The following is a 22,415-nucleotide window of genomic DNA, read 5'->3' on the forward strand; positions in this document are numbered from 1 at the left end:
TTACCCACAAAAAATAAGGTACTTCTGTATTATTTAGTAAATTTAACTAAATTAACGATGTACCTTAAATAGTTAACAATTTAATTTTATCTTTATAACATCAATAGCCAATATCTAACTAACATGACAATCACTTAGATTTCATCGTATTTTCCAGTTAATGTTTCAATCGTGATACCTTCAGGAACATGATAAAATTTTACTTGACTGATGGTACTTGGTATTTCTAGTTCTACCATTCGCTCATTAAGCTTTTGAATCAATATTAAGCATTCATTCATTTCACCTTGCACAGTTGTTTCTAGTGGTCCAACGCGATATTCTAAACCAGAATCATCTATCACTTTAATTGCTTCATCTACGTAAGGTATAACGTCTTCACCATTAGTAGTTTTTGGAATAATTTGTACGCTCATTAAAGTATCATTCATACTTATTCAACCCCTTAAATTTTACTTATCTTCAGTTTACCAAAACATTAACCTAAGGTATAGAATTCTAAAGCTTTGTTTATCGATAGGTTTCATCTATAAGATCCATCATCATATTTTTAGCAATGTTCCTTCCATTCGCAGCAGCATCAATTAATTGACTAACAAAGTTATCTTTAACCACTCTAGCTACATACAACCTATTAATATTAGTTTTTCCATAAAATCTCGATTAGATTTTCCTTGTTTATCAAGGTGTAGCTCTATATTATTTAAAGAAATCGAATTCGGTGTTAAACATCATTTGTGTAAATGCACTTTCTATTTGTATAAGACTACTATCTTCAAATTCCATTCCTTTTATTTATACATATATTAAAGATTTTTAATATCTATAATAAATTTAAAATAATGTATAGAAATAGTTTATCATTTCCTATTTCTATACTATAAATTCATTTACTTGTTCTATTTTTATCTAAACTTGTTAATTTTTTTTGTTTCAATGTTGTTATCAATGTTGTTTCAGCATCTTCCATTATAGCTTTAATCGGGCAACCTTCATCGTGATTAAAGGAGTCTTCTAATAAACTTTGCTTCCCATCAATCGTAATTATGACATCATAAATAGATACTGAATCCCAACCATTTTTTAATTGATACCCACCTTTAGCACCACTACTAGCAGAAATGATATTGCTTTTTACTAAACGTGTCAGTACTTTTGATAAGTAAGTTGTAGAAACACTTAAAACTGATGCTAAATCTTGTACAGGAATCTTTTTTTGGTCCCCTTGGTTATTAACCATAAATAACAATGCGTGTAAAGCATAATCAGTCGCTTTTGAAAATTTCATAAATTCATCATCTTCCTATTATAGATATAATAAATCTATAATAACTTATTAGATTTTCCTTTTCAATATTATGCAATGTTTTTAGTCGCATTAATGATTGCTTGTGCAAAATCATACATAAACTGAGTCCAATTACTGCTGTTTTCTCTACTTTTTTTATTATAGCGTCCATTTTCAAACAATTTTTTTCTTATTCCTGAGGTTAATTCGAGTTGTACACCTTTTTCAGTTTTACAACAATTAATAATATTGTCATCATGTGCACCAGACATATGTGATGGCGCTTGTCTGACATCTATCTCTAGTTTTTCAAATTCTTCTGTCATTGCATCCATTAATTGCTCGTCTTTACCACCCATATAAATAGTTTCATCTTCACCTTTACAACCATGTATAGCGATGGCGTATGGATTATTAGCAATCATTTTCATTAATTTAGGTTCATCATAGTTTCTGGAGGTCACATGTAATTCTGCATTAGCTTTTGTTCTAATTGCTTTAAAAGTAATGTAGTCAAAACCACCTTTCTCAGCTGTTAATTCCGCCAATTCGGTAGTAGCAGGTTCAATAGCTCCTCCGTGAATTGCAGTTATTATAACATTGCTATTTCGCTCAATAGTATTAATGATCCAATCCGTATTTTCCTCTGTAAGATCCATTAATTCCGTCATAGACTTAAATCGATCAGACATATTCCACCTCCTATATAAATGTACTTTTTTATTTACCACACTTTAGCGTCCACTATCTTAAATCACTGTTAAGTTTTTGCTAGTTTATTAACAAAATTTTTACATTTGCTTCTGAGCAATTTGCAGTTAACTATTTATGGTATGTGATTGCCTTAATCATTGCTTCCGAAAATTCTTTTAAATAAGTTGACCAATTTGAACGATCTTCTCGATCTTTTAGATTAAATTTTTTATTAACAAAACATTGCTTCCTAAAGTTAACGGTCAATTCTAACTGTACTCCCATACCATTCTTGCCACAATTGACAAAGTTATCTTGTTGTTTACCAGAAATATGAGATGGTGCATCCTTTATAATGAATCCTGCTTCATTTAATACTTGTTTTATGTGCGTAATTAACACTTCATCTCTACCACCGATATACACTTCATTTTTCTCACCCATACAACCATGAATAGATATAACTTGGGCATGTTCGCTCACAATCTTTTTTAATTTAGGTTCATCAAAATGAGTTGACGTAACATGAAGTTCATTATTTTTATTTTTTCTTACACCTTTAAAACTATAAAAACTGAAATTTCCTATTTCACTTAAATATTGTGCAATTTCAGTGGTACCTCTTTCTATAGCCCCTCCATGGACAGCAGTAACAAGCACAGGTGAATCTCTTTCACGCGTTTGAATTTCCCAATCTTCACCTTCGTGTGTGTATGCTAGCAATTCCTTCATTGTCACAAAATGATCAACCATTTTTCTCTATGCCTCCACTTTTAATGTTTATATATAAAAATAGCTGATCCACAAATATAAAACAATGATTTTTCTATGAAAATCATCTTTTTGTGATCAGCTAGTTATTTTACACTTTTGATTACTATTTAAGTAGATAAACTACTATACAAATTGTTTTGTTAAGTCTTTGAATTGTTGTTCATCAAGGTGAATATCTTTTTTGGCTAGTGCTGTGCCTTCTATTTCTTCAATTTGAGATTCATAGGAAGGTGTTTCTGTGTCTTGGTATACGATACCTTTAAGTAATGAATTATATTCTAAAACTTTTTGAGTCGCTTTTTGTTTGTCGGTCGTATCAAAATCTTCAATTTCATCAATATTGGTAAGATTTTCTTTAAACCAATCATAAGTGTTTACTTTATTGTATGTCACACATGGAGAGAATACGTTAACGAATGAAAAACCATCATGATTAATTGCATCTTCCAACATTTTAGTTAATCCTTTGATATCACTAGAAAAGCCTTGAGCAACAAATGTTGCACCTGAAGACAATGCAAGCTCTAATGGCGCAACATTTTTCTCAATATTGCCTTTTGGCGTAGATTTAGTCACAAAACCCTGTGCTGAAGATGGTGATGTTTGTCCTTTTGTTAAACCATAGATTTGGTTATCCATCACTATATATGTCATATTCATATTTCTACGTAGTGCATGAATCGTATGTCCCATACCAATCGCATAACCGTCACCATCACCACCGGAAGCAATAACTGTTAAGTCTTTATTAGCCATTTTCACACCTTGTGCTAATGGTAATGAACGGCCGTGAATGCCATGAACACCATATGAATTAACGTAACCAGATAAGCGACCTGAGCACCCGATACCTGTTATAATTGCAACTTCTTCAGGTTCTAGTCCAACATTTGCAGCTGCTTTTTGAATCGCTGCTTGAACAGAAAAATCTCCACAACCAGGGCACCAATTGGGCTTCACATTATTTCTAAAATCTTTAAATGTTGCCACTTATACCAACTCCTTTAAATTTTTGGCAATTTCTAATCCTTTGGATTCTATTTCATTTGGTAAGAATGGCGTACCATCATATTTCGTTTGGTTAATTAACTTGTCTCCAACGTTCACATTCATTTTTAATATATTTGAAAGTTGACCTTGATAATTATGTTCAACAACTACAACTTTTGAAGCTTTATCAACCGCTTCTTGTATCGTTTTGCTTGGGAATGGATGTAATTGTCGAATTTGTAAATGGTTAATCTTCAAACCTTGGTGCTCTAATCTTTCTTTACCTTCTTGAATCGCGCCTTTAGTAGAAATGAAACCTAAATAAAGTATATCTGCTGCTTCATGAAACGCATCATTTTCAACAGGATCATTAATCAATAGATGCTCTGTTTTTCGCATACGTTTATCCATTTGTTGTTGTCTGTTATCAGCTGCTTCACTTGTCTTACCTTCTTCATTATGTTCCACACCCGTAACATGATGTATGCCCCCTTTAACGCCAGGGATTGGTCTAGGAGAGACACCGCTTTCAGTCAACGCATAACGCTTGAAGTATGTTTTATCATCTTCATCTCTTTCTATATCTGATTGAATCGTTTCTCCACGATTTATTTCGATTTTATTATAATCTAATGATTCTACAGTTTGTTTACCTAATGACAATTGTAAATCACTTAAAATGATTACAGGGCATTGATACATTTCAGCAAGATTGAAAGCTTCTATTGTAAGATAAAATGCATCTTCAGCATCAGTAGGTGCTACTACTATTTTAGGTATATCACCATGAGTACCGTAAATCATTTGCATAAGGTCTGATTGTTCTTGCTTGGTAGGTAATCCAGTGGATGGACCTCCGCGTTGTGTATTAATAACAACAAATGGTGTTTCAGTCATACCAGATAGGCCAATGGCTTCCATCATGAGTGAAAGACCAGGTCCAGCGCTTGCTGTAAATGCACGTACGCCAGCATAGTTGGAGCCAATTGCCATATTTGCTGCAGCGATTTCATCTTCTGTTTGTACAACAGTACCTCCAACTTTAGGTAAGTTTTCAATCATATATTCCATAATTTCAGATGCTGGTGTAATAGGATATGCTGCCATAAATCTTGAACCGGCTGACAGCGCACCTAAACCTATCGCATCATTGCCTATCATATATAGGTGTGGTGTGCCTTCTGTTGTTTCTAAAACAAAATCACCATCAACAGTACTTAATTGCTCGTTCATTAATCGATAACCTTCATTCAATGCTTCAATATTCATTTCTACAACTTTATCACCTTTTTTAGTAAACATATTGGTGATAAGTGTCTCGAAATCTGAGATATCTAAGTTCATTACGGCACATGTTGCACCAACAGCGACCATATTTTTCATTAAAGTCGTGCCTAATTCTTTCGCAGTAGCAGTAAAAGGAAGCGCAACCAATTGTGCTTCACAATGTTCGGGCTTTTCTGGTTTAACTTTACTATCAGCAATAATCACACTATCTTTACGCATTTCTTGGTGATTCAATTCGATTGTTTCTTGATCGAATGCGATTAATATATCTAAATCATCACTAATTGCATGCACTGGTGATGTTGATACTCTAATTTTGTTATTTGTATGACCGCCTTTGATTCTACTTGAAAAATGACGATATCCGTATAAATAGTATCCTTTACGGTTCATAGCAGTGGCAAAGATTTCACCTGTTGATTCAATACCTTCACCTTGTTGTCCGCCCACTTTCCATGATACTTGAGATTTCATATCATCTAGCCTCCTAGTGGTTATAATAATTCATATTTCATCATACCAAAACAAACCACGCTTTTACTATGAAAAGAGCGGTTTAATTAAAAATTCATACTAATGGACGATTATTTAAAAGGATGGTCATCATTAATAAGAATACGTTCTATACGTTTTGTTTTACCATCTTTATTTAAATCTATAATTATACCTGATAATACACTTCGACCTTCATCAGGAACGACATGTCTTTGTGGTAAGCTCGTGATAAAGCGAGTAATCACTTCTTCACGATTAATGCCAAGTATACCATCGTAGTAACCAGTCATCCCTACATCTGTAATATATCCAGTGCCTCCAGGTAATATTCTTTCATCTGAAGTTTGGATATGTGTGTGAGTACCAACAACAGCACTAACTCTATTATCTAAATACCATCCCATTGCATTTTTTTCTGAAGTAGTCTCAGCATGAAAGTCAACAAAGATATAATCTGTTTCTTTTTGTGCTTCAGCTATTAATGCATCTGCTTTTTTAAAAGGATCGTCAATGTCTTGCATAAATGCTCTTCCTTGTAAATTAATGATAGCCAATTTGATTTCATTAATTTGAATGAAGCGCATACCAACACCAGGCGCTTCATCTGGAAAATTGGCTGGACGAACCATCCGATTGGCATTCTCTATAAAATCATATATTTGACGTTGACCATATGTATGATTTCCCATTGTCATAAAATCAACGCCTTCTCTTAGTAAAGATTTATATATTTTTTCAGTCAAACCTTTACCATGAGCTGCATTTTCTGCGTTTACTATTGTAACGGTAGGTTTATAAGTTTGTTTCAACTTGGGTAAATAGTTTGAAATAGCTTCTCTACCTATTTTGCCAACAATATCCCCAATAAATAAAATTCTCATTTACGTGTCATCCTCTCTTACTGTTAGTTTAATTGAAATTATCTATGATGAAAAGGCTCTTTAATAAATATTCATAAACATTACTTTGTTTTAAATTTCAGATTGGTGGTAATATTTATATTATAGTTAAGTATCATTTCAAAAAATAGGAGTTGTATGTAAGAAATGTCAATTAATATTGATCCACAACATTTTGCTGACTTAGTTGTTTCTGCAAACCCTGCAAATAGTGACAATCCGGAAGATATTGCTAAAGATAGCTTAGAGTTATATATCAATGCTTATAGGCTTGCTGAAAGATATGCCAATATCTCCACTAGTTGTTATGACACTGCTGAAGTAATCAAAGAATTGCAGAAAGTAGACTTAGAGTTAAAATAACTAATCGTAACGCATAGGAATAACAAAGACTAAGATATAATGCTTAGTTTCAAAACAATGAGTCTGGGATATCAATGATGTTTCAGACTCATTTATATAGTCAAAAAATGACTTCCCAATCTCTTTTTTAATTTAAACATTTACAATTTTGATTGTGCTATACTTGCCTGACGATACGATTTACATAATCTGAGTTTGTAGCCTGTCACGCACATCATTTTTCATTTTTTTTCAGCTATTACAAAATCATTACTAATAAGGTATGTTAATTCAAAAAAGAGCGATTTCCCATCATATATTGATACTTTCTCAATGTGTTAAAAATCACATTATTTTTCACAAACTAAAAATAACTGCCAACAAAGTTTTACTTCTCTGCTAGCAGTTATTTCATAAGTTAATTATGTTTTTATTTATTATTTTGCGTATTCAATTGCTCTAGTCTCACGAACAACTGTCACTTTTATATGACCAGGATATTGAAGTTCGTCTTCAATCTGGCTCTTAATATCTCTTGCTAAGCGATGTGACTTTAAGTCGTCGATAGTTTCTGGTGATACAATAACCCGAATTTCTCTACCAGCTTGGATTGCAAATGCTTTTTCAACACCATCATAGCTTTCTGAAAGTGTTTCTAGTCTTTCCAATCTTCTAATATAATTTTCTAACGTCTCTTTACGAGCACCTGGTCTAGCAGCTGATAGAGCATCTGCTGCTGCAACCAATATAGAAATAATAGAAGTTGGTTCTACATCACCGTGATGTGAGTGTATAGCATTTAATACTGTTTCACTTTCAGCGTATTTTTTAGCTAATTCCACACCAATTTCAACGTGACTTCCTTCAACTTCATGGTCAATAGCTTTACCAACATCATGAAGTAGTCCAGCACGTTTGGCTAATGTAACATCTTCTCCTAATTCAGCTGCTAACATGCCACTTAAGTGAGCAACCTCTATAGAATGTTTTAACACATTTTGACCATAGCTAGTACGATATTGTAAACGACCTAGAATTTTAACTAAATCTGGATGCATGTTATGCACATTAATTTCAAATGTTGCTTGTTCACCAGCATCCCTTATAATATCGTCCACTTCTTTTCGAGCTTTTTCAACCATATCTTCAATTCTTCCAGGATGGATGCGTCCATCTGAAACAAGATTTACTAATGCAGTTCTTGCAATTTCGCGTCTAATTGGGTCAAAACCTGATAGAATAACTGCTTCTGGTGTATCATCTATAATTAAATCAATACCAGTTAACGTTTCTAACGTTCTTATATTTCTACCTTCTCTACCAATAATTCGACCTTTCATTTCGTCATTTGGTAAATTAACAACTGATACTGTAGATTCTGAAGTATGCTCTGCAGCTAACCGTTGTACAGTAGTTGCTAATAGTTCTTTTGCATTTTTATCGACTGCTTCTTTTGCTTCTTTCTCTTTTTCCTTAACAAGTATTGCAATATCATGTGACAATTCTTCCTCGACTCTTTGAAGTTGTTCATTGGCAGCTTCTTCTTGAGTGAGACCAGAGATGCGTTCTAATTCTTGTTCATGCTTATTTATTAATGACTGAACACTACTCTCTTTTGCATCTACTTGTTGTTGTCGTTCTTCAAGTTTAGACTCTTTTTGCTCTAAAATCTCATCCTTTTTATCTAAAAGATCAGATTTTCGCTCTAAGTTTTCTTCTTTTTGAAGAAGTCGTGCTTCTTGCCTTTGAAGATCACCACGTCTTTCACGAAGTTCATTTTCACTTTGCTCTTTTAAGATTTGATTCTCTTCTTTAGCTTCAAGGAGCTTTTCCTTCTTGATATTCTCTGCTTCTTTATTACCATGTTCGATAATATCTTCAGCAGTCTGTCTTGCTTGTAATTGCTTTTGATGCAATATATTTCGGGCAATAATATACCCTACAACAACTCCGAGAATAATACCTAGCAAAATGAGTAGGAGGTTTAATAAATTCACACAAACACCCCCTTTTTCTAGGATTTTGCTCTGTATATCAAATTCAATATGATTATATGAAGTTATATAAGAATCATACAATGTAATTGTACGGTTTCAAACTAAGAAGTGTCAAGGTGTGCAACTACATTAATTCATTATTTGAATAGCTCATTTTACATTAAATTAGTTATAGTTACTGCTATTGTCTATTTCTTGTTGTATTTTCATCATAAAATATTCTTATTTAATAATTTTAAACCTGTATGTTATAACAAAAAAATAAGCCTATATTTTAAAATATAAGCTTATTTTATAAGGAAAAATTTTTATTTTACGTCAAAATATAATTTATTCATCTTTTTCATCAAAAAGTGTAGCTGTTGCTTCTTCTTCCTCTTTTTCATCTACGTCACCATCGAAAATACCAAGTTTTTCTCGCAATTTTTGGTCGATTTCTTGTTTAACTTTTGGATTTTCTTTTAAATATAGTTTAACGTTTTCTTTACCTTGACCCATACGTTCACCATTGTAAGAATACCAAGCACCCGATTTATTGACGATTTCATTTTCTACACCGAGATCAATGAGTTCGCCTTCTTTCGAGATACCTTTGCCGTACATCATATCAACTTCTGCCACTCTAAATGGAGGCGCTACTTTATTTTTTACCACTTTAATTTTTGTTCTGTTACCAACAATTTCTTGACCTTGTTTCAACTGTTCAGCACGACGAACTTCTAAACGCACTGAGCTATAGAATTTCAATGCACGTCCACCTGGTGTCGTTTCAGGATTACCAAACATAACGCCAACTTTTTCACGAATTTGATTTATAAATACAGCAGTTGTATTTGATTTAGAAATAGCGCCAGACAATTTACGTAGCGCTTGTGACATTAAACGCGCTTGTAAACCGACGTGTGTATCGCCCATTTCACCTTCAATTTCAGCTTTCGGCGTTAACGCAGCTACAGAGTCGATAACAACGATATCTACCGCACCACTTCTAACAAATGCTTCAGCAATTTCTAAGCCTTGTTCACCGTGATCTGGTTGAGACAAGTATAAATTTTGAATATCAACACCTAATGCTTCAGCATAAACTGGGTCTAAAGCATGTTCAGCATCAATAAATGCGGCAATGCCACCATTTTTTTGTACTTCAGCTATGGCATGTAATGCAACTGTTGTTTTACCGGAACTTTCTGGTCCGTATATTTCTATAATTCTACCTTTAGGGTAACCACCAACTCCTAATGCGTTATCTAGAGTTACTGAACCACTTGATACACTAGAAACTTTACGTGCTTCATTATCACCAAGTTTCATTACTGCACCTTTACCAAATGATTTTTCCATATTTTTAATTACTGTATCTAAAGCTTTTTGACGATCATTATCCAAAACGCTGGACCTCCTAAATGAGATTTATCTCTGAAAAATATCTTAACCATACTATACATTGATTTAAAGTATTCTGCAAGCATTTTGCGAATATTTGTTCGCTAATAACAGAACGATTTTTACAAAAAGCGAACGTACGTACTAATTATTACTTGTTTTGATTTAATCATTTATGCTTTAAAATAATTTAATAATCGGATCAATGTATAGTTTTGTGCTCTTTTTTTAATTAAATTTCTATTTTTCGTCATTTTAAATGATTTAATTGTTAGATATTCATTTTCTAAAATACCTAAGTATACTGTACCATTTTCATGTAATAATGAAATACCTATCTCCGCATTATATAAATCTTTAACGATACGACATGATATTGACAGTTGACGCTCAATACCCTCTTTTAGATTTATAAATTGTTGATGATGCGGTAACATACCCAAGAGTTTATTTGAATCATCATTATTTTTCATTCTCGAGTATAATTCACCATCTGTAACACCATCATAGATTGCAAATGATTGCTTCATATGTTTTAAAAACGCTGCTTCAATGGAAACGTCATCCGATCCATAATAATAATCACCAATACGTGATAGTATTTCTTTTTTTACTGGTGCTATTAATGCTTCACATTCTTGTTTTGAATCACCATTCGCCGTCAATCTTATATTCACTTCATGCGTACCTGCTAAAGGGGCAATTGTAGGGTTCGTTTGATTATCTATTAAGTCCATTAAAATAGTTTCAATTTTGGATTCACCTATACCTGCAAAACGCAATAATTCTGAAAAAATAATGCTTTCTCCATTTAAAAAATATGGTAATAAGCCATGTTTTGCCATCGGTTGCATTTCTTTAGGTGGACCAGGTAATAAAGCAATATGTTTATCGTTATGTTCAATCAACATGCCTGGTGCCATACCTACTTTATTATCTAAAACTATTGCACCTTCAATGACTAATGCTTGTTGTTTATTGTTCGGTGTCATCTCAACATTTTGATCTTTAAAATATTGCTCAATATACTTCAATGATTTTTCATCCGTCACCAAATTGCGATCTAATATCTGAGCTATCGTATGCTTCGTTAAATCATCTTTAGTAGGTCCTAGTCCACCAGTAAGAATAACAGCATCATACTGCTCTAATGATGAATGTATAGCTCGTTCAAGTCTTTTAGGATTATCTCCTACTACAATATGTTCTACAACACTGTGTCCTATATCATTAAATAATTTTGACAGATATTGACCATTGGTATTTGCAATTTGACCCAGTAATAATTCAGATCCAACCGCTATAATTGATATATTCACGCTTTTTCCTCCTCGTTCGCAAATAACCATTTCGCTATTTAACATGTTAAATTACTTATTTTTATTATAAATCTAACTCTATTTAAAAACTAAAATTTCGTTTGTAAATTGTTCTGTTTTGATGAATCAGCATTCTGTTACAAAACATACTATTTCAACAAAAAAACTGGAAATGTGCTTTAAAAAACACTTTCCAGTTGAATTCATGATTGTCAGAATTAAACTCATATTATTTGGCTTTGAATACATCTCTACCCTTATAGAAATATTCAATACCAGAAAGAACAGTAAAGAATACCCCAATGTATAAAAGCACCTGACCTATTGGAAAACCAATCCACGTTGCTAATGGGTCACCAAGTAAAATCCATACTAGCGCTATCATCGTAACGGCCGTTTTAATTTTACCTAATTGCCCAGCCGCACTTACAAAACCTTGTTCGATTTGTAATAATCGCAACCCTGTGACCGCAAATTCACGTGCAATTATGATAATCGCTACCCAGGAGTTTGTTAATCCAATTTCAACTAATGCTATCAAAGCACTTGAAACAAGTAGTTTATCTGCTAATGGGTCTAAAAATTTCCCCATATTTGTAACGAGTTGCCATTTTCTTGCTAAATAACCATCTACAAAATCACTTAACGAGGCAATAATAAAGATAACACCACTAATCAATAATTCGATTCTTATTTCATATCCACCAATAAAAGTTACATTACCAAAACCAAAATCTACTAAAGCGAATAATAGAAATACTGGAATTAATATAACTCTAAAAACAGTTATCCAATTCGGAATATTCATTTCAAATCCTCATTTCTATATATATAACTTACTACAAATGCACGAAAATATTTTTATAAAAATAATACTGCTAATATCCACAGTATGGCAGTGATAATAATCACCAGACTTATTACTACTGCTAACTGCAAAGGTTCTTTGTTTTTACTGCGATAACTAGGTTGATGATCAGAAGAAAAAGCGTCAATTGTATCTTTCAAGTTATTATCATGATTAGGAATTTCATCTCTATGTGCATGAATAAGCTGTTCAGCATCAATATTTACAGCCTTTGCATATTTACGGATAAAACCTTCTACATAATCTGCATTTTTAAGTGACTCAAAATCATTTTTTTCAATGAGTGTCAAAGTTTGACGTTTAATTTCTGTTCGATTTTCTAATTCTGTTAATGTCATACCTAATCTTTCGCGACGTCCTTTTAAAGTTTGACCAACTAAACTCACGATGTTAGTCCTCCTCATCCATTATCTTTTGCTATTCAAAAAATCCAAAACCTCCACCGAAAACATCGTCACCGAAATCAAGATTATTTTTACTTTTTACAGTGTGTTTTTTCATTTCTTCATAATGGATTTCTTGATTTTTATTTTCTCTTAGTTCAATGATGTAATCAAAATCACTCATCTCATAATCACTGGTTTCTACAAATAAATCAGGATGCTCTACAACTTTAATTGCTGGTAAGCTCATAACCTCTTTTACTAATTCTTGATGTTTTTGGTTGGATTCTCTTGCCGTAACCGCACCATCAATAATATAGACGTGATCAGAATCATACTCACCTTTTATGAGTGAACTACGAACAGTTTGCTTAATTAAAGTAGAACTAATAAATAACCAACGTTTGTGTGCACAGACACTACCGGCTACAATTGATTCAGTTTTACCCACTCTTGGCATACCTCTAATACCGATTAATTTATGACCTTTTTCTTTAAATAATTCGGCCATAAAATCTACTAATAAACCCAAATCTTCTCTTTCAAAACGAAATGTTTTTTTATCAGCAGCATCTTGTTCTATGTATCTGCCATGTCGTACTGCCAATCGGTCTCGCAATTCTGGTTTACGCAATTTAGTAATAGAGATATCATCAATTTCACTAACGATATTTTCAAATCTACTAACTTTTTCAAGGTTATCAGATTTAATTAATAGACCTCTTCTACCTTCATCAATACCATTTATAGTAACAATACTTATACCCATCATACCTAACAAACTGGAAACATCACCTAGCAGTCCGGCTCTGTTCATTGTTATTTCATATTCTAAATACCATTCTTTTTTTGCAGCAACTGTCATGGCATATACACCCCTTAGTTTATAAATCACAGCAATTAGCTTTGACTAAAATCTATCACATTTCTAGTTATCTATTAAATGAAAAAAGCATAGTACAGCACAAATAATTTTAAATTGTAATGTAATGAATGATATTGATATTATATCATTGAATGTTTCACAAGTGGTTTATTTTTTCAATTATATCAAAAATTATAAATACCAAGCGCCATTCACTTTTTGTATTGTACCAGTCACACTTTTAGCTAATGGATTGCAAAGGTAACTACAGGTATGTGCAACTTCTTCAGGCTCAATAAACCTTTGTTGTGGTAATTCTTGAGTCAAAGTTTCAAGCTCACTTTCTCCCCAAGCTTTTAACATATTACCGCTCACAAAACCGGGTGCGATGGCGTTCACAGTGACTGAAGTCATTGATAGTTCTTGACTCAATGCTTTTACGAAACCAATTTGAGCTGATTTCATCGCCGAATAGATCGTTTCCATACTTGCACCTGTTTCTCCCCAAATTGATGAAATAACTACAATTCGACCATTATGACTTTGTCGTAACTGGTCTACAAAATATCTACATATTCTAATTAATTGGCGCACATGAATTTGATAATGCTCATCAATCATTGCATCTGTCATATCTTGCAACTGACCATACAACGCGGTTCCACTGGCATAAATAAGACAATCTAAATTTTTTATAAAATGAAAATATTGATTGAAATCATTTACATTGCGCAAATCGCATTGTATAAATTGTACTGAACTATGGTTGAACTGAACGTTTAGTTGATTGATATCAGCATTATTGTAATGGATGATGACTTCATATCCATCAGACAACAAACGATTAACGATTGCAGAACCTATAGATCCTGAACCACCTATAACCAAAGCTTTCATTGTTTATTTCATCTCCAAACGACTATCAACAATTTGGGATAAATTCAAACACGTTTGCGCCGTTTCATTTACGCTTTCTAACGTAATACTTTCTACAATATCTAATAAATCAAATAAACTTACACCTTCAAAATAAAGTTTTGTGTATTGGTTTGCTATATATTCAGGGGAATTCAAACCGGATATAAACTCTCCAATAAATTGTTTTTTCAATAAATTAAACGCTTCTACATCAGTTAAATTACCCTGTTTTGCTTCTAGTTCATCTAATAGTAATTTTTTTAACTTATCTGGATGTTGTGTTGCACTGGTAATCATGGAAAAGCTATATGTAGGTTCTAATACAAATTGATAACCAAATGTTTCATCTATCAACTCTTTATTAAGCAACATTTGATAAAAATCAGTTTCTTCACCAAATAATAATTCAAAAAACAAAGTCATTTCTAAATCTTTTTTTACTAATAATTTATCTGGCACATCAACTAATGGTGTATTTTTAAAGCCAAGCATAATTCTAGGTGATTGTAACTTCATCTTTTCAGTTACTATGTTTTCTCTTACGCTGTCTTGTTCTGTTAACGGATCTCTTACTATTTGAGATTGATTCGTTTTATCTCTTTGATTTTCATGGTCTGCAACAACATTGTAAATATGGTCTACATCTACATCTCCAACAACAAATAAAACCATGTTAGAAGGATGATAAAATGTTTCATAGCAAAGATATAAATCTTCTTTAGTTATTTCATAAATACTTTCTACACTACCAGCTATATCAACTCGAATTGGATGTGATTCATACATAGCTCTCAACGTATTAAACATCATTTTATAGCCAGGCTGTTCTTGATACATTTTAATTTCTTCAGCAATAATACCTTTTTCTTTATTTACAGATGCCTCAGTAAAGTACGGTGTTTCAACCATCGTTAACAAGCGTTTTATATTGCTTTCAACATTATCTGTTGCACTAAACAAATAACTTGTTCGGTCAAAACTAGTAAATGCATTTACTTGTGCATTATCTTCTGCAAATGCTGTGAATAAGTCTTCTTCTTCATTTTCAAATAGTTTATGTTCTAAAAAGTGTGCAACACCATCTGGTACAGTAACATAATCTTCACTACCATGTGGTTTGAATTTACGGTCTAAAGAACCAAATTGCGTTGTATATGTAACAAATGTTTTCTGGAAGCCTGTTTTAGGTATCACAAATAGTTTTAACCCATTATTCAACTCAGTTTCATAAACAGTTTCATCTATTTGCTCGTAATATGTGCTTTGCATTATTGTTGACCTCCTTTCGTTAGTATATAAATTGTATTGAGTTCTATGTTTTTCACTAATTCTATGATTTCAGATTTATTAACATCTTGAATATGTTTAATGTAATCATCCTCTGATATATCATGCTCTAATAAAATATTATTATTCAATATCTCTATGATACGTTTAGGACGATCGTACGACTCTTGACGTTGAGAAATAATAATTTTCTTAGCAAGTTCCAGTTTTTCTTCGCTAAATTGACCTTGCTGGAACTTTTCAAATTCCGCAATAATTGTATCTTTTGCTACGCTATATTTATCAGATGAAACACCGCTAAGCACAAACATAAAACCATTTTTTGCATCTATTTGCGAATGAATTGAATACGCTAAACTTTGTTTTTCTCGAACTTCGTTAAACAAAACGGAAGAGGGATCTCCGCCAAACATGGTATTAAAAACAACACTAGCAAAATATTGTTTATCTCCAAATTGTACTGGCAGTTTAAATCCAATATTTAATTTAGCTTGGTCCACTTCATCTGTCTCAACGATCTCTTGTGGAACTTTATCTGCTTGTGGTACTGGCGTCGCATGAGATTGTTTGAATTGGAATGGTTTTATATCAAAATAAGTTTTGATTTGAGATTTTACTTCTTGTTCATCTACATTACCTACGACATAAACAGCACAATAGTCGTTCTGTAGCATAGATTGATATGTATGATATAAAGTTTCGGGTGTTATATTTGCTATGTAATCTACTTGCCCTGATGCTAGGTGACGATACGGCTGTTCACCAAACATATACTTCAATAAATTTAAAAAAGATATTTGAGATTTATTATCAACCATTGCTTCTAATTTTTTAGTTAGTAAAGCTTTTTCTTGTGAAACAAAGTTTTCATCAAAACTATCATTAGAAACTAAAGGGTGCCAAATCATTTCTGTTAACAAATCTAAACCCTTTTCAAATAATGGTGTTTGATCAGTAAGATAGCGTTCGTTGACTAACTCCAATGATATCGTTATGACATGCTTGTCTTTAAATTTTGAGACAAAACTATTAACATACGCGCCATACAATTCTGAAAGATGACGGTTAAACGCCTTGTCTGTCGGCCATTTTTTAGTGGCACGCACGAGTAATTTACTGAGTATTGATCGCGCTGTCATGGTTTCACTATCTAACGGGGCCATAAATTTTAAAGTAATTGTGGTTGTTTTGAACTTTGTTGTTGGTAACACATTAATATGCAAATCATTTTGCTGTTCATTTATTTTCAAATTGTCAAACCTCACTTTCATAATTTTGTTATTATATACTATTTCTAACCGTTTTAAATTTTACTAAACTACTTTTGAAATAATTAAAAGAATAAAGTATTGGTTGATCATTTTTATCATAATGAATTAATTTCAACAACATAAGCCCTTCATGTGGTGAGGCATCCAATATGTCTGATATATGTGGTTCATAACCAATAGCCTCTATCTCAGTTTCTGCATATGCAACTTTTTTCGAAGCATAATATTCAATTGCGTTTAACAACGATTCATCACTATTTTGATACTGCGCACATGTTAAATCTTCTGCTGGTAGCTTATCTAAGCAATAAACAACTGGCATACGGTCAGCCATTCTCACGCGTTCAATAATTGTTACTAACGCTTTTTCAGGAAGATTTAATCTCTGGGCATCTAAAGATGTCGCAGGTTTTTCGTCTAAGCTTATATACTCCGTACTCGCATGATAACCTTGATTTTCAATCATTTTACTGATACTAACCAATTCATCTAATGGATAGAAGAACGGGTGCAGCGTTTTAACACTTGCACCTTCTTCTAAATTATTAGATAACACTTGTTCAGTAATTAGTTCATCAACTGCATCGTATACGTCATCTGTTTTAACATTTAATTTTCTAGCAACTGCAAGGTTACTAGGTAAAGCATCTCCTGGTTTCAATGCTCTCGTATTTATCTCTTGTATCAGCCATTCTTTTACTTTATAAACAGAAGTCAATTCCATATTTACACCTCATCACTATCTAAATCCACAAGTATTTGTCTAGGTTTACTGCCTTTTTGTGGTCCAATCACTTGATTACTTTCTAAATCATCCATCAATCTAGAAGCACGGTTGTAACCAATTCTAAATTGTCTTTGTAATAACGATGTACTTGCTTTTTGTTGTTCAATTACAAATAAATACGCTTCATCATACAAGGCATCTTCACTCTTCATTTCTGATTTTTCAACAGGCGCATCTGGTTCCATTTCTTTTACATAATTCGCTTTTTGTTGCTCTACGACATAATTTACAATGTCTTGAACCTCTTGGTCACTTAAAAACGCACCTTGAACTCTGGTTCTAGTAGATCCACCATTAGCAACATAAAGCATGTCACCTTTACCAAGTAATTTATCTGCACCACCGCTATCAATAATCGTTCTAGAATCTGTTTGTGAACTCACAGCAAAAGCAATTCTAGAAGGTATATTATTTTTTATTAAACCAGTAATTACATCTACGGAAGGACGTTGTGTTGCGATTATTAGGTGAATACCTGCTGCACGTGCCATTTGTGTGATTCTTTGTATTGCGTTTTCTACTTCTTTACCAGCAACCATCATTAAATCTGCTAACTCATCTACTATAACAACAATATATGGTAACTCAGATTGTTTCTCATCTAACTCTTCATTTTGTTTTCTAATTGCTTCATTATATCCCTCAATATTTCTAGTAGAAGAATGTTGAAACAAGTCATACCGTCTTTCCATTTCTGCTACTACTTTTTCTAAAGCTTGTGATGCCTTATGCGGATTGGTTACAACAGGTATGAGTAAATGAGGGATACCATTGTATATATTTAATTCTACCATTTTCGGATCAATTAACATAAGTTTAACTTCGTGTGGCTTTGCATTTAATAGGATACTTGTAATAATACCATTGATACAAACAGATTTCCCGCTTCCTGTAGAACCTGCTACAAGTAAATGAGGCATTTTGTTAAGTTCTACTGTAATAGGGTCACCTGAAATATCCCTACCTAGTCCTACTTCTAACTTATTAGAAGCAGGAAATTTTTCATCTAATACTTCTTTTAAAGAAACAAGCGAAATTTTATCATTCGGTACTTCTATACCTACAGCAGATCGTCCAGGTATTGGTGCTTCGATACGTATGTCCTTAGCTGCTAAGGCTAAGGCAATATCGTTATGCAGATTAACAATCTTACTCACTTTAACCCCTTGAGCGGGTTGTATTTCATATTGTGTCACTGCTGGGCCTATTTTAATCTGAGTCACTTTAGCATCTACACCAAAGTTTTTCAATGTGTTTTCTAACAACTGCCCCTTTTTCTGCACCTCTGCTTTAGAAGTCGATTTCTGTTTAGTTGGTTGTTTCAATAATGTTAATGGTGGTATTTTATATGCTTCATTTTCTACTTCTCCAGCTTCAGATATGGAATTTGAAGCCGCATCTTCATCTTGTGCTTCACTTTCTTCTAATTCATTAACTGGTTGATCAATGATTACGTTATCTTCTGGATTTGATTCTTGGATTGTACTTTGATTATTTTGATCAAATACGCGTTTCGCTCTCTTGTTTTGAGTTTGTGTTTGTTTATTATCTTCATCTTTATAATCGTTATGTCCATAAATTGGAATTGATTGTTGTTCAGGAGTGTTGTTACTTATCTCTGGTAGATCAGTTACATCCTTAACATTATTTTGAGTTTGTGCTTGTTCAGTTGCTTTTTCGGCTTTTTTTTCGGCTTTTATACGTGCTTTAGCATCTTTATTAATTTTATTTTCTTTACGGCGTTCTTTAAGATTTGCAGAAGCATCTTGACTTTTTACTTTCATCTTTTCAAAAGCAACTTTAGACACATCTCTATGTCTTTGTTTTGTCAATAAGATAAAACTAGAAGCTATTAATAATAGCGTTACAATAATTACACCGACAATTGAAATGAGTGGTATAAATAATGCCAATAAGTAATGTCCAAATAATCCTCCACCAAAATTTGGAAATGTATTATGTTCATAAGATTTATAAACATATGATAACACGGGTTCTCTTAATGATTGAGCTCTATGCATAAAATAGTACACTGTTTGAGTCACAAGTAATAATGCAATTTGTAAAACAAATGCACCTGTTGTACGTCTCGTCTTCGGCAATGCCTTATAGTAAGTAATAAATACAGTACTTATCAAAATTAAGATATAAGTTAAATACCTACTTGTGCCAAATAAGTAATTAAAAAAACTATCTATCATTGTGCCTATAATGCCCAATTGAAAAACACCAAGAATGATAGCAATAAAAATTACTATCGCAATAATATATCTTAATGGACTATCACTTTTCCTTTTTTTATTATTTGCAGTTTTCTTTCTTGTATTCGATGTTTTTTTCTTTGTTGTTGAGCTCTTTCTCGTTTGTGCCAACATTCACACCTTCTTTTCAACTCTGTTTTTTCGATATGTATATGAATCATATTTGTGTATTTTAATATCAAGTGATAATACAAATTATAAATATGATTTTAAATTCTATAAAAATCATTTTATTATATACTTATAATAACATAAAAGAGGTAAGACATTATTCGCTCCAGTATATTTAAAGGTTGTATATATCTTGTTTAGATATAACATATATACAATTTACTTTTAAATAACCTTACCAAAGCGTCTGTCTTAACCTCTTTATTTTAGAATAGAAATTATTAAATTTCAGATATTACCGGAATAATCATTGGACGGCGTTTTGTATTTTCAAAAAGCAATTTGCTTACTTGATCACGCATATTTTGTTTGATTTCTGACCATTCAATACGTTTTTCTTGTAAACCTAATTCAACGATTTCACGCACTTTTTCTTCAGCTTCATTTAATAAAGCTTCACTTTCCCTTACATAAACAAAACCACGTGATTGAATTTCTGGACCAGCGGCAATTCTACGATTCTTGGGATCTAGTGTTACGACTGCGATAAAGATGCCATCTTCAGCAAGTAAATGACGATCACGTAACACGATGTTACCAACATCACCTACACCAATACCATCAATGAGCACATTGCCGGAATTGACCTTCTCATTTAAAATCATTTCTTCACCATCATAGTTTACTACATCGCCTTTTTCCACTAGGAATATTTTCTCAGGTTGGACGCCAGCTTCATTAGCTAACTTAGCATGCGCAATTTGCATTTTAAATTCACCATTTACCGGAATGAAATACTCAGGCTTCATGATATTAATCATCATTTTTAATTCTTCCATGCAACCATGACTTGAAGTATGAATTTTTTTGCTGTTGGGAATGATTTCTGCTCCTGCACGAACGAGTTCATTAAGCGTATTTCCAACAATCACTTCCATATTAGCAGACGCAGTAATTGCTAAGAAGACCGAATCTCCTTCTTCAATATTCATTATCTTATGTTTCTTTTGTGCCATTTGGCTTAATGCTTCAACTGGTTCTCCTTGCATACCAGTTGCAATAATTATCACTTCATTTTTCGGATAATTTTCAACTTCATTAATTGGTATTAGTAAATCCTTAGAAATATCAAAATAACCAAGTTTTCTAGCGATATTAAATGAACTTTCTAACGAACGCCCTAGGAAAGATACTTTTCTATTTAATCTTTGCGCAATGTTTAAAACCTGTTGAATACGAATAAAATTAGATGCATAGCATGAAACAATCAATCTACCTTTCACCTTTGTAAACGCATCATACATATGAGATTCTATCACGTTTTCTGGCGTGTTATAACCTGGCTTTTCTGCTTCAGTCGAGTCACTGATCAAAGCAAATACACCATCTTGTCCAACTTCAGTCATTTTTTTCAAATCTGGAGCATAATGTCCTTGTAAACTTTGATCGAACTTGAATTCCCCAGTGTATACAATCGCGCCATAAGAAGTGTGTATACAAACACCTAAACTATCTGGAATACTATGTGTAGTGTTAAAGAATGTGACATTAACACCTTTAAAGCGCATAATTGATTCATTATTAACAGTATAATATCTAACTTTCTTATTTACATTGCGAGCCTTCATATTTTCTTTGATTAATGCAATTGTTAATTTAGAACCATAAACAGGCGCATCAACTTGCTCAAGCACATAAGTAACAGCACCTATCGCGTGTTCATAGCCGTGCGTTAGGAATATACCTTTTAATCTGTCTTTATTTTCTATCACATATTGAATATCAGGAATAACAATATCTACACCCAACATTTCATCTTCTGGAAACATCAGTCCCGCATCTAACATAAACATTTCATCGTCTACTTCAACGATATACATATTTTTCGCAATTTCCCCAACGCCTCCGAGAGGGATAATACGAATATTTTTATTCTTTTTCTTAATTAAACTCAAAATGTTACCTCCTATTTAAATTACCCGTCCATATATAAACTCATAGTTTATTATAAGTTAAAATAGGCCTTATGTACACTATTAAAGTAGCTACTTTAGTTGTTTTAAAATATATAATTGGATGATTTATTTTTATGTAAAAGCGATTCTAACGTATGCAATGATGTATTTGTAGCGCTTTTTATGTATATATTCACATTTATTTTTAGCTTTTTGCTTACTCCTATTTAATTATCAATGCT

The 22,415-nt window shown here is 32.6% G+C and carries 19 protein-coding genes and 2 pseudogenes; 1 reads left to right on the forward strand and 20 read right to left on the reverse strand.

Annotation, left to right across the window (positions count from 1 at the left end; genetic code table 11):
* Positions 1 to 134: 134 nt before the first annotated feature.
* From KA856_RS07855 to KA856_RS07885, 7 genes are all read right to left on the reverse strand, one after another.
* On the reverse strand, positions 135 to 431 hold the full coding sequence (locus KA856_RS07855; RefSeq protein WP_019468719.1) for a thiamine-binding protein: 297 nt from the start codon (positions 429 to 431) through the stop codon (positions 135 to 137).
* A gap of 455 nt (positions 432 to 886) precedes the next feature.
* The gene (locus KA856_RS07860) at positions 887 to 1,288 is read right to left on the reverse strand and encodes an RrF2 family transcriptional regulator (protein WP_107386233.1); all 402 of its coding nucleotides are present in this window, start codon (positions 1,286 to 1,288) and stop codon (positions 887 to 889) included.
* Between the two features lie 68 nt (positions 1,289 to 1,356).
* Positions 1,357 to 1,980 (reverse strand): poly-gamma-glutamate hydrolase family protein, encoded by a 624-nt coding sequence (locus tag KA856_RS07865; protein WP_210138590.1) that lies wholly within the window; start codon positions 1,978 to 1,980, stop codon positions 1,357 to 1,359.
* Between the two features lie 130 nt (positions 1,981 to 2,110).
* Positions 2,111 to 2,734, reverse strand: coding sequence for a poly-gamma-glutamate hydrolase family protein (locus KA856_RS07870; RefSeq protein WP_107386235.1), 624 nt, complete (start codon positions 2,732 to 2,734; stop codon positions 2,111 to 2,113).
* Positions 2,735 to 2,878: 144 nt separating this feature from the next.
* Positions 2,879 to 3,745 (reverse strand): 2-oxoacid:ferredoxin oxidoreductase subunit beta, encoded by an 867-nt coding sequence (locus KA856_RS07875; RefSeq protein ID WP_019468715.1) that lies wholly within the window; start codon positions 3,743 to 3,745, stop codon positions 2,879 to 2,881.
* Positions 3,746 to 5,506, reverse strand: coding sequence for a 2-oxoacid:acceptor oxidoreductase subunit alpha (locus tag KA856_RS07880; protein WP_107386236.1), 1,761 nt, complete (start codon positions 5,504 to 5,506; stop codon positions 3,746 to 3,748). It abuts the gene before it with no gap.
* 110 nt (positions 5,507 to 5,616) lie between these two features.
* The gene (locus KA856_RS07885; RefSeq protein WP_107386237.1) at positions 5,617 to 6,408 is read right to left on the reverse strand and encodes a TIGR00282 family metallophosphoesterase; all 792 of its coding nucleotides are present in this window, start codon (positions 6,406 to 6,408) and stop codon (positions 5,617 to 5,619) included.
* Positions 6,409 to 6,573: 165 nt separating this feature from the next.
* On the opposite strand from KA856_RS07885, the gene KA856_RS07890 reads away from it, so the two are divergent.
* A complete protein-coding gene (locus tag KA856_RS07890) occupies positions 6,574 to 6,789 on the forward strand; it encodes a hypothetical protein (RefSeq protein ID WP_019468712.1) in 216 nt (71 codons plus the stop codon).
* Between the two features lie 416 nt (positions 6,790 to 7,205).
* Here KA856_RS07890 and rny read toward each other — a convergent pair whose 3' ends face one another.
* From rny to rnjB, 13 genes and pseudogenes are all read right to left on the reverse strand, one after another.
* Positions 7,206 to 8,765 carry a ribonuclease Y gene (gene rny, locus KA856_RS07895; protein WP_019468711.1) on the reverse strand — a complete coding sequence of 520 codons (1,560 nt, stop codon included), beginning with the start codon at positions 8,763 to 8,765 and terminating at the stop codon, positions 7,206 to 7,208.
* Positions 8,766 to 9,095: 330 nt separating this feature from the next.
* Positions 9,096 to 10,151: a recombinase RecA gene (gene recA, locus KA856_RS07900; RefSeq protein WP_107383979.1), complete on the reverse strand. Its 1,056-nt coding sequence runs from the start codon at positions 10,149 to 10,151 to the stop codon at positions 9,096 to 9,098.
* Positions 10,152 to 10,321: 170 nt separating this feature from the next.
* The gene (locus tag KA856_RS07905) at positions 10,322 to 11,467 is read right to left on the reverse strand and encodes a CinA family nicotinamide mononucleotide deamidase-related protein (RefSeq protein WP_107386238.1); all 1,146 of its coding nucleotides are present in this window, start codon (positions 11,465 to 11,467) and stop codon (positions 10,322 to 10,324) included.
* A 229-nt stretch (positions 11,468 to 11,696) separates the two neighbouring features.
* Positions 11,697 to 12,275 carry a CDP-diacylglycerol--glycerol-3-phosphate 3-phosphatidyltransferase gene (gene pgsA, locus KA856_RS07910; RefSeq protein ID WP_107384813.1) on the reverse strand — a complete coding sequence of 193 codons (579 nt, stop codon included), beginning with the start codon at positions 12,273 to 12,275 and terminating at the stop codon, positions 11,697 to 11,699.
* Positions 12,276 to 12,328: 53 nt separating this feature from the next.
* Complete coding sequence (locus KA856_RS07915) at positions 12,329 to 12,721, reverse strand: helix-turn-helix domain-containing protein (RefSeq protein ID WP_107384814.1); 393 nt, start codon at positions 12,719 to 12,721, stop codon at positions 12,329 to 12,331.
* Positions 12,722 to 12,752: 31 nt separating this feature from the next.
* Positions 12,753 to 13,583 (reverse strand): DUF3388 domain-containing protein, encoded by an 831-nt coding sequence (locus tag KA856_RS07920; protein WP_019468706.1) that lies wholly within the window; start codon positions 13,581 to 13,583, stop codon positions 12,753 to 12,755.
* 192 nt (positions 13,584 to 13,775) lie between these two features.
* A complete protein-coding gene (ymfI, locus tag KA856_RS07925) occupies positions 13,776 to 14,480 on the reverse strand; it encodes an elongation factor P 5-aminopentanone reductase (protein WP_107384815.1) in 705 nt (234 codons plus the stop codon).
* A gap of 3 nt (positions 14,481 to 14,483) precedes the next feature.
* Entirely contained in the window at positions 14,484 to 15,770 is a 1,287-nt protein-coding gene (gene yfmH, locus KA856_RS07930; RefSeq protein WP_107386239.1) for an EF-P 5-aminopentanol modification-associated protein YfmH, read from the reverse strand.
* Positions 15,770 to 17,059 (reverse strand): EF-P 5-aminopentanol modification-associated protein YfmF, encoded by a 1,290-nt coding sequence (yfmF, locus tag KA856_RS07935; RefSeq protein ID WP_107386240.1) that lies wholly within the window; start codon positions 17,057 to 17,059, stop codon positions 15,770 to 15,772. Before yfmF ends, yfmH begins: the two co-directional genes overlap by 1 nt.
* 10 nt (positions 17,060 to 17,069) lie before the next feature.
* A complete protein-coding gene (locus tag KA856_RS07940; protein WP_107384818.1) occupies positions 17,070 to 17,783 on the reverse strand; it encodes a GntR family transcriptional regulator in 714 nt (237 codons plus the stop codon).
* 2 nt (positions 17,784 to 17,785) lie between these two features.
* A pseudogene (locus KA856_RS14135) lies at positions 17,786 to 19,240 on the reverse strand (DNA translocase FtsK); the annotation flags it as partial.
* 104 nt (positions 19,241 to 19,344) lie between these two features.
* Positions 19,345 to 20,221 (reverse strand): annotated as a pseudogene (locus KA856_RS14140) (cell division protein FtsK); the annotation flags it as partial.
* 278 nt (positions 20,222 to 20,499) lie between these two features.
* On the reverse strand, positions 20,500 to 22,173 hold the full coding sequence (rnjB, locus tag KA856_RS07950) for a ribonuclease J2 (protein WP_210138591.1): 1,674 nt from the start codon (positions 22,171 to 22,173) through the stop codon (positions 20,500 to 20,502).
* Between the last annotated feature and the right edge of the window lie 242 nt (positions 22,174 to 22,415).

The organism is Staphylococcus sp. GDB9P120P, assembly GCF_017893435.1.
In the GTDB taxonomy this organism is placed as follows: Bacteria; Bacillota; Bacilli; order Staphylococcales; family Staphylococcaceae; genus Staphylococcus; species Staphylococcus cohnii.

Bases quoted from the DNA above. Each gene is read 5' to 3' on its own strand.
- KA856_RS07855 (WP_019468719.1), bottom strand. From the start codon at position 431: ATGAATGATACTTTAATGAGCGTACAAATTATTCCAAAAACTACTAAT.
- KA856_RS07860 (WP_107386233.1), bottom strand. From the start codon at position 1,288: ATGAAATTTTCAAAAGCGACTGATTATGCTTTACACGCATTGTTATTT.
- KA856_RS07865 (WP_210138590.1), bottom strand. From the start codon at position 1,980: ATGTCTGATCGATTTAAGTCTATGACGGAATTAATGGATCTTACAGAG.
- KA856_RS07870 (WP_107386235.1), bottom strand. From the start codon at position 2,734: ATGGTTGATCATTTTGTGACAATGAAGGAATTGCTAGCATACACACAC.
- KA856_RS07880 (WP_107386236.1), bottom strand. From the start codon at position 5,506: ATGAAATCTCAAGTATCATGGAAAGTGGGCGGACAACAAGGTGAAGGT.
- KA856_RS07885 (WP_107386237.1), bottom strand. From the start codon at position 6,408: ATGAGAATTTTATTTATTGGGGATATTGTTGGCAAAATAGGTAGAGAA.
- KA856_RS07890 (WP_019468712.1), top strand. From the start codon at position 6,574: ATGTCAATTAATATTGATCCACAACATTTTGCTGACTTAGTTGTTTCT.
- pgsA (WP_107384813.1), bottom strand. From the start codon at position 12,275: ATGAATATTCCGAATTGGATAACTGTTTTTAGAGTTATATTAATTCCA.
- KA856_RS07920 (WP_019468706.1), bottom strand. From the start codon at position 13,583: ATGACAGTTGCTGCAAAAAAAGAATGGTATTTAGAATATGAAATAACA.
- ymfI (WP_107384815.1), bottom strand. From the start codon at position 14,480: ATGAAAGCTTTGGTTATAGGTGGTTCAGGATCTATAGGTTCTGCAATC.
- yfmH (WP_107386239.1), bottom strand. From the start codon at position 15,770: ATGCAAAGCACATATTACGAGCAAATAGATGAAACTGTTTATGAAACT.
- yfmF (WP_107386240.1), bottom strand. From the start codon at position 17,059: ATGAAAGTGAGGTTTGACAATTTGAAAATAAATGAACAGCAAAATGAT.
- KA856_RS07940 (WP_107384818.1), bottom strand. From the start codon at position 17,783: ATGGAATTGACTTCTGTTTATAAAGTAAAAGAATGGCTGATACAAGAG.